Source organism: Variovorax durovernensis (assembly GCF_977011995.1).
The window spans coordinates 2342287-2355783 of sequence record NZ_CDRNCW010000001.1 but is presented as its reverse complement, the minus strand read 5'-3'; the positions used below and the strand labels follow the sequence as shown (position 1 = coordinate 2355783).

Below are 13497 nucleotides of genomic sequence, written 5' to 3'. Positions count from 1 at the left end.
AATGGACGGGGCAAGGCGCACTCACTCGAGCGCCAGATCCCAGATCAGGTGCGCATCGATGAGGAGCCGATAGGTCGCACGCAGCGCATCGGCACGGGCCTCGAGCGCTGCACGGGAAGCCTCGAGGAACTGGCGCCGGGCCAGCAGCAGCGACTGCAGGTCCGCTTCTCCCAGCGAATACGCGCGCTGCGTGAGTCGCGCGCTCTCGCCGGTGGCCGTTGCACCTCGTTCGGAGAGTTGCCAGCGTGCGAGATGGCCGGTGGCGTCCGCGTAGGTCTCGGCCACTGTCGTCTCCAGCTCGCGCTTCTGCCGGTCGACGGCTGCGCGCGCCACCTCGACCTCCTGCAGCGCCTGCTTCATGCGCTCGTCGCGGTAGGTGCCGCTCAACGGAATGCTGACGCTGACGCCTACGATGCGTTCCTTGCGAAACGCTTCCGACGCCGCGAAGACGCCGACGGTCGGATCGGGCACACGGTCGGCCGAGGCGCGCGAGGCGGCCAGTTCGGCCTTGCGTAGCTGTCCTTCTGCGATGCGCAATGGGTCGGCGGCTTCCAGCACGCGCTCCAGCCAACGGGCTTCTGCCTCCGCCGGCGGGCGCGGATCAGCCATCGGCTGCGCGGGCAGTTGGGCACCCGGGAAGCGAACGCGCAGCTTGGCCCGTGCCTTGGCGAGATTGGAGGCCGCCAGGCTTGCCTGGCGCTCCACGTCCGCGAAGTCGGCCGTGGCCACGCTGGCATCCAGCGCCGAGGCATCGCCGGCTTTCTTGCGGCTCTCCACGGCTTTCAGGTTGGCCTGCGCAAAGGACTGCTGCTCCTGGAAGAGTTTCTGAGCCTGTGCCGCAGAGAGCCCGTCGATCCAGAGGTCTAGCAGGGAGCGCGCGGCCTCGTGGACGGCCTCTCCGACCTTGGCCTGTGCGATGACCTGCTCCGTTTCGCCGAGCTGCCGGTCGAGATCCGCCTTGCCGTTGATGCGAATAGGGCGCTCGAGCTGCGCATGCCACTCCTTGGAGGCGGGGCCACCCTCGTCGAAGCTGCGCCGCTGCACGGCGAGTCGGGTGGTCCATTCGTTCGGCGACGCGGCGATCATGGCCGCCGAGTGGCCCGCAGCCGCCTGGGCGCTGCGGGCCTCGCGGACGCTCGGGTCCTGCTCAATCCACTGCCGCGCCGCGACGGTGGAAGGCAGGTCGGGCGGCGTCGCCTGGTTTTCGGCGAGCGCGGGCAAGGCCCAGGCGATCATTGCGATCCCGGTCCACAACTTCATTTGATTTCTCCCTCGAAGGCCACGGGCGTGGCCCAGTAGCGGATGCCGGTGCCGGCAAAGTCGCGTTGAAGACGCTCGAGCAGGTGCGCCAGGGCTTCCCCGCTCAGCAGAACCTGGATCTGCATGGCGCGGCTGCGGCCCATGACCTGTTCCTGCGCACTCAAGCGGCCATGGGGCGCGCCGTGGCTGTGAATCTGGACGCTGGTGAAAACCTCGCTGTCTTCGCTCTCCAGCAGAGCGTCGAGCAACTTCTCCTCGACGGCTGGCGGGCAGATCAGGTTCAGGCAGTACTCATGCATGGCGCACCTCCAGCGTTGGGTCGTCGCGCTGATCGCGCGCATGGGCGAACCGCAGGTACAGCAGCGGCAGAAGAATCAGCGTCAGGGCGGTGGCCGTGATCAAACCGCCGATCACCACGATCGCCAGCGGGCGCTGGATCTCGGAGCCCGGCCCACTGGTGAAGAGCAGCGGCACCAGGCTGAAGGCGGTGATCGCCGCCGTCATCAGCACCGGCCGCAGCCGCCTTCGGGCACCCTGCGTGACGCAGGTGACCAGGTCATGCCCTTCGGCGCGCAGTTGGTTGAAATAGCTCACCAGCACCACGCCGTTGAGCACCGCGATGCCCAGCAGTGCAATGAAGCCGACCGAGGCCGGCACCGACAGGTATTCCCCGGTGACCCAGAGCCCGACGATGCCGCCCACGAGCGCGAACGGGATGTTGCTGAGCACCAGCAGGGCCTGGCGCACCGAACCGAAGGTCGTGAACAGGATCAGGAAGATGAAGCCGATCGCCAGCGGCACCACGAGGGTGAGCCGCGCCGCGGCACGCTGCTGGTTCTCGAACTGCCCGCCCCAGCTGATGCGGTAGCCGGTGGGCAGCTTCACCTCTGCCGCCACTTTGGCCTTGGCCTCGTCGACGAAGCCGACCAGGTCGCGTCCCGTGACGTTGGCGATCACCACGCTGTAGCGGCTGCCCATTTCGCGGTCGATCTTCACCGGGCCGCTCTCGCGCGTCAGGGTGGCCAATGTTTCGAGCGGAACGCTCTGGCCATCGGATGTCGTGATGCGCAGGGCCGCAAACTCGGCCGGCGAGATCTTCACGCTGTCGGGCCCGCGAATCACGATCGGAATGCGCCGGTTGCCGTCGATCACCGTGCCGGCGCGCTGGCCCTCGATCTGGACCCGCAGGGCATCCTGCACGTCTTCCACCGACAGGCCGTAGCGCCCCGCGCTCAGGCGGTCGACGACCACCCGCAGATACTGCACGCCGTCGTTCTCGACGGTGTACACGTCCTGGTTGCCTTGCACCGTCTTCATCAGCGTCTCGACCTGGCCCGCCAGCTCGTTGAGCTTGTCGAGCTCGGGGCCGAAGATCTTGATGGCGAGGTCGCCGCGCACGCCGATGATCATTTCGGACACGCGCATGTCGATCGGCTGGGTGAAGCTGTAGCTGATGCCCGGCATCTGGTCGAGCACCTCGCGGATCCGGGCGATCAGCGCGTCCTTGTTGGCCAGCTTCCATTCGGCGCGCGGCTTGAGCACGAGGAAGGTGTCGGTCTGGTTCAGGCCCATCGGGTCGAGCCCGATCTCGTCGGAGCCGGCTCGCGCCACCACGCCGGTGATCTCCGGGATCTGGCTCATGAGGGCCTGGTGGATCTTCAGGTCCAGTGCGGCGGTTTCCTCAAGGCTCACCGAGGGCAGCTTCTCGATGCCCACGATGATGTCGCCTTCGTCCATCGCCGGCAGGAAGGTCTTGCCGACCTGGGTATAGACGCCTGCGGCCGCGGCGAGCATGACGCCGGCCACGATGAACACGACCTTCTGGTGACCCAGCGCCCAGCCGAGCACCGGTTCGTAGAGCTTGAGCAGCTTGCGCGGCAGCCACGGATCTTCGTGCGCGACCTTCTTCAGCAGGAACGACGACAGCACCGGGATGACCGTGAGCGACAGCACGAGCGAGCTGAACAGCGCGAACACGATGGTCATCGCCACGGGCACGAAGTACTTGCCTTCCAGGTCCTGCAGCGTCAGCAGCGGCAGGAACACGGTCACGATGATCAGGATGCCGGCGGAGACCGGCACCGACACCTCGCGCACCGAGCGCAGCACCACATGCAGCCGCGGCAGCTTGCTGTCTTCCTTCTCGCGGCTGATGTGCTGCACGATGTTCTCGACCACCACGACCGCGGCGTCCACCAGCATGCCCAGCGCGATGGCCAGGCCACCCAGGCTCATGAGGTTGGCCGACATGCCGACCGCACGCATCAGGATGAAGGTGCTCAGTGCGGACAACGGCAGGATCACGGCGACCGCGACGGCCGCGCGCACGTTGCCGAGAAAGGCGCCAAGCAGGACCAGCACGATGAGCGTTGCCTCGATGAGCGCGGTGGAGACCGTGCCGACGGCCTTTTTCACGAGTTCGGCGCGGTTGTAGAAGACCTTGATCTCCACACCCTTGGGCAGGGTGGGCTTGAGCTCTTCGAGCTTGGTCGTCACGCCTTCGACCACTTTCTGGGCATTGGCGCCCGCGAGCCCGAGCACCAGGCCCTCGACCGCTTCGGCCTTGCCGTCCTTGGTCACGACACCGTAGCGCGTGACACTGCCGTCGCGCACCTGCGCCACGTCGCCCAGCCGCGCCAGGTTGCCGTCCTTGCGGCTGACCACGATGGCGCGCAGGTCGTCCGCGGTCTTGATGTTCCCTTCACTGCGCACGAGCAGCACTTCGCCGCCTTCGCCGAGCCGGCCCGCGCCGTCGTTGCGGTTGTTGGCTTCGATGGCGCTCTTGAGCTGCGCCGTCGACACACCAAGCGCGGACAGCTTGACGGGGTCCGGCACCACCTCGAAGCTGCGAACCTTGCCACCCAGCGCATTCACGTCGGCGACGCCCGGCACCGCGCGCAGGGCCGGACGAATCACCCAGTCGAGCAGGCTGCGTCGGTCCTCCAGCGACATCCCGTCGGCCTCGACGGTGAACATGAACATTTCGCCGAGCGGCGTGGTGACAGGCGCCATGCCGCCGCTGATGCCGGCGGGCAGATCGGCCGAGATGTTGGCCAGGCGCTCGGACACCTGCTGGCGAGCCCAGTAGATGTCGGTGCCGTCCTGGAAGTCCACCGTCACGTCCACCAGGCCGTACTTGGACACCGAGCGCAGCATGCGCTGCTGCGGGATGCCGAGCATTTCGACCTCGATCGGGCCGGCGATGCGGTTTTCGATTTCTTCCGGCGTCATGCCCGGCGCCTTCATGATGACCTTCACCTGCGTGCTGGACACGTCGGGGAAGGCATCGATGGGCAGGTTGCGGAAGGCATACCAGCCGAAGCCCGCAAGCAGAGCGGTTGCGAGCAGCACGAACAGGCGCTGCGACAGCGCGAACTGAACAAGGCGGTTGAGCATGTCAGTTGCTTCCGCTCTTGCCGAGCCATGCCGCCTTCAGTGCGATCACGGAGCTGGTCGCCACCTGCTGGCCAGCGCGCAGGTTGCCGGTGACCTGGACCGACTGGCCCGCGCTGGAGATGACATTGACCGGCTGCGCGACGAAGCCCTTTTCGGTTCGGACGAACACGTAGGCCTTGTCGTCCTGACGGGCAATCGCTGGCAGGGGCAGCGCCCAGCCGGCGGTGTTCTCCGCGAACGGAACCTTGACCTGCACGACTTCGCCCGGACGCAGCAGCTCGCCACCTCCCGCCACCCGGGCGCGCAGCGTGACCGTCTGGTTGTCGCTCACCGTGGCGCCGACCGACATCGGTGTCGCGCTGGCTTCGCGCCCGACCACCGTGATCGAGCCGGCGGTCTTGCTCGAGAGTGCCTGCTGTTGACGGTCGGATGGGATCTGGATGTCGAGCCAGAGCTGCGCCGTGTTGACCAGACGCAGCAGGGAATCCGAACCTTGCACGCGCTGTCCGGCTTTCACGTCGAGGCCGACCACCGTCCCGGCGCTTCTCGCTCGCACGACGAGGCCGTCCTGCAGGTTGCCAGCGTCCCCCATCTTCCGAATGGCTGCAGGATCGACCCCAGCGAGGCGCAAGGAGGCTTCGGCAAACCGCAGGCGGGCCGCGGCCTCCTGATTGGCGGCATTGGCTTCCTGGACACGCCGCTCGGGAATGATCCCCTCGGAGAAGAGCTGTCGCTCGCGTGCGGCCGTCTGGCCGGTCAGCCTGGCTTTGCTGGCCGCCTCCAGCAGCTTGAGCTGCAGGTCGCCGTACTCAGGGCTGCTCAGGCGCAACAGCGGTTGGCCGGCCTTGACGGGCTGCTGCTCGTCGACGAGGAGTTCTTCGACCCGTCCCCCGAACGGGGCGCTGATGACCTGGTTGCCGCTGGGGGGCACCACCACGCGGGCCGGGTAGGCCATGCCGCTGATCGCCGATGGCTTTTCCAGCGGCGCAAGCGTGATGCCGAGGGCCTGCATCTGTGCGGCGGACACCGGGAACTCGGCGTTCGATGGCGTCGCCGCAACGGCGCTGGCCACCATGAGAAAACTGGACGCGCAGCCGAGCGCGGCACGGCGGGCGAGCAAATAGGACATAGAAACTCCACGAGAAAGCGATCCCGTCGCGCAGTCAGGCGACGAGGAGAAGGCAGCGCGCTATGGCGCCGCCAGGGCTTCAGACGTGGAGTGAGGGCGGCGCGCGGCCGTCAGGAGGAACGGTTCGAAACAGCGGGATGGGCACCCGCTCTCGATCAGGACGCCAGCGCACCAGCGCTTCGGCCACGGGCTGTGTGATGAGCCCGAACAAAACGAACAGCGGCACAAGTGCCAGAAGCTTCGGCGCGGAGTCCGGACTGGCAAGCTGGATTGGAGCGCCTTGAAGCGCCGACATCGAATGCCCGCCACCGTGATCCGCGTTGTCCGAGTCGACATGCAGCGAAAGATCATCGTTTTGAGCCACTTGCTCGAAGGACGAGTGACCCACATCCAGCTGGCCAGCGTGGCTCGAGTAGCCCTCGGGGCCGCTTTCGTGGTGATGCGCGTGGAATGGAGAACTGATCAGGTCCACGGCGATGACCAGCACCAGCAACCAGCGCACGAACAGCATCACCCCGGCCTTGAAAGGGGCGACCGACTCCGATAGCTGGAAGGCTCGTGCGGTCACAGGTACTTCGTGATGTCTTTGAATTCGGCGATGGCCGTGCCGAAATCGCGAGGCGACTTGGCGATCTCCTCGAGGCAGTGATCCAGGTGATCGTGGATCAACAGTTTCTTGGCTGCGCTGATCGCTTTTTCGACCGCGTGCAGTTGCTGTGCGATGTCCGCGCAGTCGCGCCCGCTCACCATCATCTCGATGACGTTTTGCAGGTGCCCGTCTGCGCGCTTCAGGCGCTTGACCAGATCCGGGTGACTTTGGTGGAGGTGTTCGCCGTGCACCGCCGCATCCTATCAGGGGGGATACGGGAGGGGCTAAGGAGGCACGCGTTGCGAAGGGGAATTCGTCTTGGCGCGGGCCCCCTCACCGACTTGGCGAGCCAGAGTCCTTCTTGTCTCTTGCCCGCCCGGAATCGACGACTCAGTGGCAGTGCCTGGTGCCGGTTGCCTTTTCCTGATGGCAGCCGTTCTTGTCCGTACCGCCGGAATGGGCCCATGCCCCAACGCTCAGTACCAGAGCGATCAATGCGAATGCAATCTTCTTCATTTCGTTCTCCTCACCCAAAAGTGGGCAAGGTCAGTTTCAATGAATGTGAGCAAATGTTATCAAGGGTTTGCCCGCAAGCGTTCGCGTTGGATCTGATCAGTTCGCCTTGGTAGCAAATGGGCAGCCGCTGTTTGTCTACAGCGCATCGGGGGCACAGCACTCGAACGCTTTACGTCCGGGCGCCAATTTTTCGGACCCTTGGCATACGCCTCAACCCAACGTCGGGCACAAGCAAGCAATTCGCACATCCAGGTGGGCTTGTTGCGCGTATTCAGACAGCGCCGGCCTTTGCGCCGCGTGAGTCGTCCGTGCCCATTCCAACATTGTGTCGGCAGCAGCATATTCAGATCAGCCTTCTCGAATTGCTCGGGATCGACATTCGACAGCTCGCGGCTCGTACCATAAAGCAGGCCGCAGACGATCGTTCAGTGGTGCATGGCGTCTTGGATAGCGAGGTGCCTAAAAGAGCGCTCGCACCCGACGTGGATGAAACGATCAGCCGGACCGAACAGCTTGAGAAGAAGCTTCCGCTATGTCCGCCGACACCCCTTAGGGCGACGCTGACATAGCCACCCGTTTTCGACATTGAGCGTGCTGCACGCATTTGCAATGCGCTGACCGGCACTCAGGATCACGGGTTTTGCTGGTGGTTATGCATCGGCGCACAGCTTTTGGCAGCCCTTGACGTTTTACCGGTGCACTCGCACCAGCAGCACCCCCTCGGCTCATGTAGATGTTGGCCAGCGCAGGGAATGCTTGCCATGCAGGTTGGCCGCCGTGATTACCAGCGGGATGGTGGGGGACCTTTTTGGCGTAGTCTTAGGGGTTTGCCCGAGCGGGCGCAAAGTCCGTGTCGGTCACCAAAGAGTGGTGTCGGTTTATTTCGACCGATATGTGGACCAGCTCTTCGTGAATACGCAGTTGGCGCTTGAAGTAGTCGGGATCCACGTCTTGGGCGGTCGCCAGCGATACGATGCATGCGTACTTGCCCTTTCCCACCCGCCAAACATGCAGGTCGCAGATGGTCGCCTTGACTGGGCTGCCCTCGATGACTTCCTTGATTTCTGCGACGACAGGTGCATTCATCTCGGCATCGAGCAACACGCGGCCGGAATCGCGCAGCAATCCATAGGCCCAGATGGCCACCAGCCCAGCGCCCACGATACCCATGACTGGATCGAGCCAACTCGCGCCCCACAGCTTGCCGCCGAACAGTGCGACGATCGCCAGGACCGACGTGGCAGCATCGGCCAAGACGTGCATGTAGGCCGAGCGCAGATTCAGGTCATGGTGATGGTCGTGCGCGCCATGGGCATGACCCCCGTGATCGTGGCCATGCTGATGGCCGCCGCGCAATAGCCAGGCACAGGCCAGATTCACAAGCAGTCCTGCGACGCCAATGGCAATGGCTTCGTCGTAGTGGATGGCTGTCGGCGAGACAAGGCGCTCGACAGATTGGTAGAGCATCAGTCCAGCCACCAAGACCAGAAGAATAGCGCTGCTGTAGCCACCGAGAACCTCGATCTTCCAGGTGCCGAACGCGAAGCGACCGTCCCCCGCGAAACGTCTGGCTGCGGCATAAGCCGCGACCGAGAGGCCGAGCGCCAAGGCGTGCGAACTCATGTGCCAGCCGTCGGCCAAGAGCGCCATGGAGTTGTAGACCCAGCCACCGGAAATCTCCACCACCATCATGACCGCGGTCAGCACTACGGCCCACCGCGTGTTGCGTTCCGCCAGCGGATTGCCTTCGTCGAAGACGTGCGAATGTTGCCAGCCTTGAGCCGCGTACGAGTTTTGCATATGGCTGTCCGTTGAGTCTTGATACTGCCCCCCAGTATAGTCACTCGACTTAGAATGACTCAATGGCACACACCACCAAAGGGAAAAAGCAGCTGTTGACGCGGGTACGTCGCATCAAGGGCCAAGCAGATGCGCTCGAGCGCGCGCTCGACGCGGATGTCGAGTGCATGGCAATCCTTCAGCAGATCGCAGCGATCCGGGGCGCGGTGAACGGCCTCATGTCGGAAGTGCTGGAGGGGCACATCCGGGAGCACTTGGGTGCTCAAGACGTGAGCCAGGAACAGCGCGATGGCGACATCGATGCCGTGCTGGCCGCAGTTCGCTCCTATCTGAAATAGGCGGACGTCCTCAACTTCAGCGTGCGCGCTGGGGCCGCAGGTTCATGACGAATCCAATGAGCGCCACAGCCAGAACCCCGAGCTGCGCGCTCACGGTCTGCCAGGACGGATAGATCCCAAGGAGTTCGATGCGCGGCACCGGAGCGGGGTAGACGCTCAGAAGCCCGGCCTCCTGGAGTCCAGCCACCCCCTTGCCGGCCAGGACGACGGCGAGCACTGCCACTAGCAGTGAGCTGGCCGCGAAGAACTTCCCAATCGGCAGCCGCGCACTGGTGCGCAGCAGAACCCACGCGATGGCTCCCAGCGCCACAAACCCAGCAGCGAGGCCGGCGAGCAACGGCAAGCCATTACCGTCGGCCCAGAGTGCGGCGAAGAAAAGCACTGTCTCGAAGACTTCGCGATAGACCGCGATGAATGCCAGCGAAAACAGGAACCATGCCGTGCGCTGGTTCAGTGCATTTGAAAGCTTCTCCTTGAGGTATATCTGCCAGCGTCCTGCGACGCTCTTCTGATGCATCCACATGCCGACCCCGAGCAGGACGATGGCGGCGAACAAGGACGAGAACCCCTCTGTGAGCTCGCGGCTCGCGCCACTGACGCTAACCAGGTACGTGGCAGCGAACCAGGTGAGTCCGCCAGCCGCAAGAGCCAGAACCCATCCGGCATGCACATAGCGCAAGACATCCTGGCGCTCAGCCTTGCGCAGGAACGCAATCATCGCGACGACCACCAGCAGGGCCTCCAAACCTTCGCGCAGCAGGATGGTCAATGCCGCCAGAAAGGTGGTGAGCGCATCATCTTCGCCCGGCTGCAGTGCAGCGTCCGCCTGGTCGAGCAGCGACTGGAGCGATTGCCCTGCGCTTTGCACCTGGGTCTGGGCACCTGTAGCGATAGCCGCTCGGTAGGCGCCCATGGCTGTTTCGATGCGTGCGAGCAAGTCCGCATTCCGTGCGCGCAGAGCCGGCTCGAGCGGCTCGAAGCCGTCCAGGTATGCGGACAAGGCCAGTTTGCTCGCGCGTGCCCGATCCCCTTGTTCGAAGGCGGTCGCACTCTCGGCGAGCTTGGCTTTGGCTGCTGCGGTGCCTTGCTGCGACACGGCCGACTCCTGGGGGTGCGCCCGCAGAAAAGCGACGAGCGCAGGCGCAGACTTGGCGTTCACCTTCGCGGCGAGCGCGCTTTCAGACAACTGGGCCAGCGCGTCCAGCCCAACTACGGCGCCCCTGGCCTGACGATCCTCACGCCATTGCGCGGCGCCAGCGGTGCGATCCGCATCGGAATACGACAGCCCGCCCACGAAGAAGGCCAGCGCCCAGCGCTCCTCGTCGGACAGGGTGTCCTTGAAGCTGGCCATGGCCGTGCCCTGAACGCCCTGTGTCATCACTTGATACAGCGCGAGCGGCGATCGGTTGCGTGCACGCTCCCGGTCCGAGAAATTGGTGGGATGCGGGTCAAGCCGGGCGGCGAGCGGTCCGTCGCCGGTGCCTTGGATGCCGTGGCAGGCGGCACAGGTCGACTGGAAGAGCGTCGCACCTCGTGCGAGATCCGGCATCTTCGTTGGCGAGAGTGGAAAGGGATAAGCCTTGACCAGAGCGGCGGCCAGCGCGTGAGCTGCGTTGCCCACAACCGCCTGATCAGACTTGGCCGCGATGAGCGCGCTCAGCTTGCCGGCCTGATCGACAAGTTCTGGAAGTTGCGGCGTGCTCGGAAGTGCCTCGAGTTGCCGCGTGGCGGTCAAAGCAAACTCTTGCATTTCCGCGTATTCCGAGGCGCTCTCGACCTTGCCGTCGCGCACGGCGCCGCCGTAATCGACTGCGAGGTAGTCAAGCAACTGCCAAGTTTGTTTGGCTTTGTCGGAGGTCAATTCGTCCGCAGCTTGGGCGGGCAGGCATACCAGGACGAGCAGGGTGACCAGCGCCCATAGGCGGACGCGGGGAAGAACAGGGCGCATCATTTTGTTGGAGTAAAAATATGAAGGATTCGCATTCAGATCGTATCGCGCACGCCCCCCACGGGTTTGCGGAACAGCGAAGACCACAGACATTTGATCGCCCGCTCCGTCGAGCCTACGCGCAGGAAGCTCTGGCGGTCGCCAAAAAGAAAAGATGACCGCCCTTGCAATCATTCTATATTTCAACTATCGTTGAATCATGGAAGAAAAGAACGTTATTCAAGCCTTGGCCGCGCTGGCACAGCCAGTGCGCCTTCAGGTCTTTCGAGCGCTGGTCGTCGCCGGCCGTAGTGGACTCACGCCCGGCGTGCTCGCCGAGCAGTTGAGCGTGCCATCGACCAGCCTCTCATTCCACCTTAAGGAGCTGACGCACGCCAACTTGGTGAGCCAAGAGCGCGACGGCCGAAACCTGATCTACCGCGCGGTGTTCGAGCAGATGAATGCGTTGCTCGGCTACCTCACGGAGAACTGCTGTCAGGACGAGGCGTGCCTCACCGACAGTTCAACTGCCTGCGAATGCTGAAGGAGTGACCCATGAAGCGTTTCCACGTCCACCTGCATGTCGATGACCTGACCAAGAGCATCGCCTTCTATTCCAACCTGTTCGCATCGCCGCCGGCGCGTGTCGAGGCCGACTATGCGAAATGGATGCTCGACGATCCGCGCATCAACTTCGCGATCTCGACGCTCGGGCAAGGCAAAGGTATCGATCACCTCGGCATCCAGGCCGAGGACGAAGCGGAACTGGTCGAGTTGAAGGCTCGCGGCCTGGCCGCCGACCGGACCCTGCTCGACGAGGGTGAGACCGTGTGCTGCTACGCGCGCAGCGAGAAGCACTGGGTCACCGATCCGCAGGGGATCGCGTGGGAGCACTTCCAGACCTTGGACGGCGCCGTGCCGGTCTACGGTCAGCCCAAGTCCGTCGCCAAGGCCAAGGCCGAGTCCGCCTGCTGCACGCCCGGTGCTGCCCGAGGCATTCCGGTCAACGTGTCCGGCAAAGCCACAGGCGCCTGCTGCTGAGGGCTACGCCATGCCACAAGAACCGTCCGAATCGCTGGTCAGATCGCTGTTCGTTCGCGCAGAGGCCGCGTCTCTGCCGCCCGTGCGATCCCTTCTTCGTGATGCTGGCCTTCCCGAGTCCGATCTTCGGGAAGAGCACATGGAAGCCTTCTTCGTGAGCCGTGTCGGAGATGAAGGGATTCTTGCCTGTGTCGGCCTGGAGCGCTTCGGCGACACCGCCTTGCTTCGGTCCCTCGCTGTTCGTGCCGATGCGCGCAGCAAGGGTGTAGGCGACCAGGCCCTGCAGACCATGGAGTCCTTCGCGGTGTCGAAAGGCGTGAATCGCCTCTGCATCCTGACCACCACGGCAGAGCCATTCTTCGAGACCCGAGGCTTCGAGCGCTGCGACCGCACTGCGCTGCCGGCATCCGTGCAGGCCAGCAGCGAATTTAGGAGCCTGTGCCCGGCCTCGGCTGTCTGCATGTTCAAAGAGATCAACCCCACTTCCTCCACCGAGAAACATCGTCATGGCTGACAAGACCTACAACGTCCTCTTCATCTGCACGGGCAACTCTGCGCGCTCCATCCTGGCCGAGGGGCTGCTCAACTACCTGGGCAAAGGGCGATTCAAGGCCTACTCCGCTGGCAGCCACCCTGCTGGCAAGGTCAACGCCTATGCATTGCTCACTCTGGACAAGATGCACCTTCCCACCACCGGCTATCGCAGCAAGAACTGGGACGAGTTCGCGAAGCCGGATGCGCCGGGGATGGACTTCGTTCTCACCGTCTGCGACAAGGCCGCGGGCGAGGTGTGCCCGGTGTGGCCCGGCCAACCCATGACCGCGCACTGGGGCGTGGCCGACCCTGCAGCATTCGCGGGGCCGGAAGAGGCCACCGAGCGCCAATTCATGGATACGGCCCTCACGCTGAAGCGCCGGATCGAGCTGATGCTGGCGCTGCCTCTGGCCCGGCTCGATTCGATGGCCATCCAGCGCGAGATCCGCGATATCGGCAAGGTTCAAAAGGCACCGCAATGACACTCAACGTACTCATCCTCTGCACCCACAACTCGGCCCGCAGCGTGCTGGCCGAGGGCATGCTCAACCACTGGGCCCAGAAGCTCGGCAAGGGCGTGAAGGCGTTCAGCGCCGGCAGCGCGCCCAGCGGAAGAATCAATCCGTTCGCCATCGAGGTGCTGCAGGCGGCCGGGGTGAACACCGAAGGCTTTCGCAGCAAGAGCTGGGATGAGTTCGCCACGCCGGTCATGCATGTGGTCATCACCGTCTGCGACAGCGCGGCACAGGAAGCCTGCCCCTACTGGCCGGGCACGCGCGTCAAGGTGCATTGGGGATATCCGGACCCGTCGAATACCGAAGGTGGCGACGACGCCAAGCGCCAGGCCTTCGAGCTGACACGCCAGGCGATCTCCTACCGGATGCTGCAACTGCTCGCACTCGATAACCCGGAAGCAATGAGCGACGCCGAACTGCAAGAGCGGCTGAAGCGCATTTCTGCGAACTGA

15 protein-coding genes are annotated in these 13497 nt (G+C 64.3%); 6 read left to right on the top strand and 9 right to left on the bottom strand.

All coding sequences use genetic code 11. The features are described 5' to 3' along the window. Window positions 1–21: 21 nt before the first annotated feature. From ACWV14_RS11280 to dmeF, 8 genes are all read right to left on the bottom strand, one after another. Complete coding sequence (locus ACWV14_RS11280; RefSeq protein ID WP_454906663.1) at window positions 22–1260, bottom strand: TolC family protein; 1239 nt, start codon at window positions 1258–1260, stop codon at window positions 22–24. Beyond that, window positions 1257–1559, bottom strand: coding sequence for a DUF3240 family protein (locus tag ACWV14_RS11275; protein ID WP_454906665.1), 303 nt, complete (start codon window positions 1557–1559; stop codon window positions 1257–1259). Before ACWV14_RS11275 ends, ACWV14_RS11280 begins: the two co-directional genes overlap by 4 nt. Next, a complete protein-coding gene (locus ACWV14_RS11270; protein WP_454906667.1) occupies window positions 1552–4656 on the bottom strand; it encodes an efflux RND transporter permease subunit in 3105 nt (1034 codons plus the stop codon). Before ACWV14_RS11270 ends, ACWV14_RS11275 begins: the two co-directional genes overlap by 8 nt. Window position 4657: 1 nt before the next feature. Further along, window positions 4658–5785 carry an efflux RND transporter periplasmic adaptor subunit gene (locus ACWV14_RS11265; protein ID WP_454906669.1) on the bottom strand — a complete coding sequence of 376 codons (1128 nt, stop codon included), beginning with the start codon at window positions 5783–5785 and terminating at the stop codon, window positions 4658–4660. Window positions 5786–5864: 79 nt separating this feature from the next. Further along, window positions 5865–6353 carry a hypothetical protein gene (locus ACWV14_RS11260; RefSeq protein ID WP_454906671.1) on the bottom strand — a complete coding sequence of 163 codons (489 nt, stop codon included), beginning with the start codon at window positions 6351–6353 and terminating at the stop codon, window positions 5865–5867. Beyond that, window positions 6350–6625, bottom strand: coding sequence for a metal-sensing transcriptional repressor (locus tag ACWV14_RS11255; protein WP_125948373.1), 276 nt, complete (start codon window positions 6623–6625; stop codon window positions 6350–6352). The genes ACWV14_RS11260 and ACWV14_RS11255 overlap by 4 nt, the downstream gene beginning before the upstream one ends. A gap of 139 nt (window positions 6626–6764) precedes the next feature. Beyond that, on the bottom strand, window positions 6765–6890 hold the full coding sequence (locus tag ACWV14_RS11250) for a YHYH domain-containing protein (RefSeq protein ID WP_159273336.1): 126 nt from the start codon (window positions 6888–6890) through the stop codon (window positions 6765–6767). Window positions 6891–7709: 819 nt separating this feature from the next. Beyond that, complete coding sequence (gene dmeF / locus ACWV14_RS11245) at window positions 7710–8690, bottom strand: CDF family Co(II)/Ni(II) efflux transporter DmeF (RefSeq protein WP_454906674.1); 981 nt, start codon at window positions 8688–8690, stop codon at window positions 7710–7712. A gap of 62 nt (window positions 8691–8752) precedes the next feature. Here dmeF and ACWV14_RS11240 point away from each other — a divergent pair, with 62 nt between their 5' ends. Continuing rightward, entirely contained in the window at window positions 8753–9028 is a 276-nt protein-coding gene (locus ACWV14_RS11240; protein WP_454906675.1) for a metal/formaldehyde-sensitive transcriptional repressor, read from the top strand. Between the two features lie 16 nt (window positions 9029–9044). Here the strand turns inward: ACWV14_RS11240 and ACWV14_RS11235 are convergent, their stop codons facing one another. Next, window positions 9045–10976 (bottom strand): FTR1 family protein, encoded by a 1932-nt coding sequence (locus ACWV14_RS11235; protein WP_454907831.1) that lies wholly within the window; start codon window positions 10974–10976, stop codon window positions 9045–9047. A 199-nt stretch (window positions 10977–11175) separates the two neighbouring features. Between ACWV14_RS11235 and ACWV14_RS11230 the strand changes: the two genes are divergently transcribed. From ACWV14_RS11230 to ACWV14_RS11210, 5 genes are read left to right on the top strand one after another with little or no spacing between them, the layout of a single operon-like run. Continuing rightward, entirely contained in the window at window positions 11176–11499 is a 324-nt protein-coding gene (locus ACWV14_RS11230) for an ArsR/SmtB family transcription factor (protein ID WP_454906677.1), read from the top strand. A gap of 11 nt (window positions 11500–11510) precedes the next feature. Beyond that, entirely contained in the window at window positions 11511–11996 is a 486-nt protein-coding gene (locus ACWV14_RS11225) for an ArsI/CadI family heavy metal resistance metalloenzyme (RefSeq protein WP_454906679.1), read from the top strand. A gap of 10 nt (window positions 11997–12006) precedes the next feature. Continuing rightward, a complete protein-coding gene (arsN2, locus tag ACWV14_RS11220; protein WP_454906681.1) occupies window positions 12007–12510 on the top strand; it encodes an arsenic resistance N-acetyltransferase ArsN2 in 504 nt (167 codons plus the stop codon). Next, window positions 12503–13012 carry an arsenate reductase ArsC gene (locus ACWV14_RS11215; RefSeq protein ID WP_454906683.1) on the top strand — a complete coding sequence of 170 codons (510 nt, stop codon included), beginning with the start codon at window positions 12503–12505 and terminating at the stop codon, window positions 13010–13012. Before arsN2 ends, ACWV14_RS11215 begins: the two co-directional genes overlap by 8 nt. Beyond that, a complete protein-coding gene (locus ACWV14_RS11210) occupies window positions 13009–13497 on the top strand; it encodes an arsenate reductase ArsC (RefSeq protein ID WP_454906685.1) in 489 nt (162 codons plus the stop codon). Before ACWV14_RS11215 ends, ACWV14_RS11210 begins: the two co-directional genes overlap by 4 nt.

Bases quoted from the DNA above. Each gene is read 5' to 3' on its own strand.
- ACWV14_RS11225 (WP_454906679.1), top strand. From the start codon at position 11,511: ATGAAGCGTTTCCACGTCCACCTGCATGTCGATGACCTGACCAAGAGC.
- ACWV14_RS11265 (WP_454906669.1), bottom strand. From the start codon at position 5,785: ATGTCCTATTTGCTCGCCCGCCGTGCCGCGCTCGGCTGCGCGTCCAGT.
- ACWV14_RS11275 (WP_454906665.1), bottom strand. From the start codon at position 1,559: ATGCATGAGTACTGCCTGAACCTGATCTGCCCGCCAGCCGTCGAGGAG.
- dmeF (WP_454906674.1), bottom strand. From the start codon at position 8,690: ATGCAAAACTCGTACGCGGCTCAAGGCTGGCAACATTCGCACGTCTTC.
- ACWV14_RS11270 (WP_454906667.1), bottom strand. From the start codon at position 4,656: ATGCTCAACCGCCTTGTTCAGTTCGCGCTGTCGCAGCGCCTGTTCGTG.
- ACWV14_RS11210 (WP_454906685.1), top strand. From the start codon at position 13,009: ATGACACTCAACGTACTCATCCTCTGCACCCACAACTCGGCCCGCAGC.
- ACWV14_RS11240 (WP_454906675.1), top strand. From the start codon at position 8,753: ATGGCACACACCACCAAAGGGAAAAAGCAGCTGTTGACGCGGGTACGT.
- ACWV14_RS11280 (WP_454906663.1), bottom strand. From the start codon at position 1,260: ATGAAGTTGTGGACCGGGATCGCAATGATCGCCTGGGCCTTGCCCGCG.
- ACWV14_RS11250 (WP_159273336.1), bottom strand. From the start codon at position 6,890: ATGAAGAAGATTGCATTCGCATTGATCGCTCTGGTACTGAGCGTTGGG.
- arsN2 (WP_454906681.1), top strand. From the start codon at position 12,007: ATGCCACAAGAACCGTCCGAATCGCTGGTCAGATCGCTGTTCGTTCGC.
- ACWV14_RS11235 (WP_454907831.1), bottom strand. From the start codon at position 10,976: ATGCGCCCTGTTCTTCCCCGCGTCCGCCTATGGGCGCTGGTCACCCTG.
- ACWV14_RS11215 (WP_454906683.1), top strand. From the start codon at position 12,503: ATGGCTGACAAGACCTACAACGTCCTCTTCATCTGCACGGGCAACTCT.
- ACWV14_RS11230 (WP_454906677.1), top strand. From the start codon at position 11,176: ATGGAAGAAAAGAACGTTATTCAAGCCTTGGCCGCGCTGGCACAGCCA.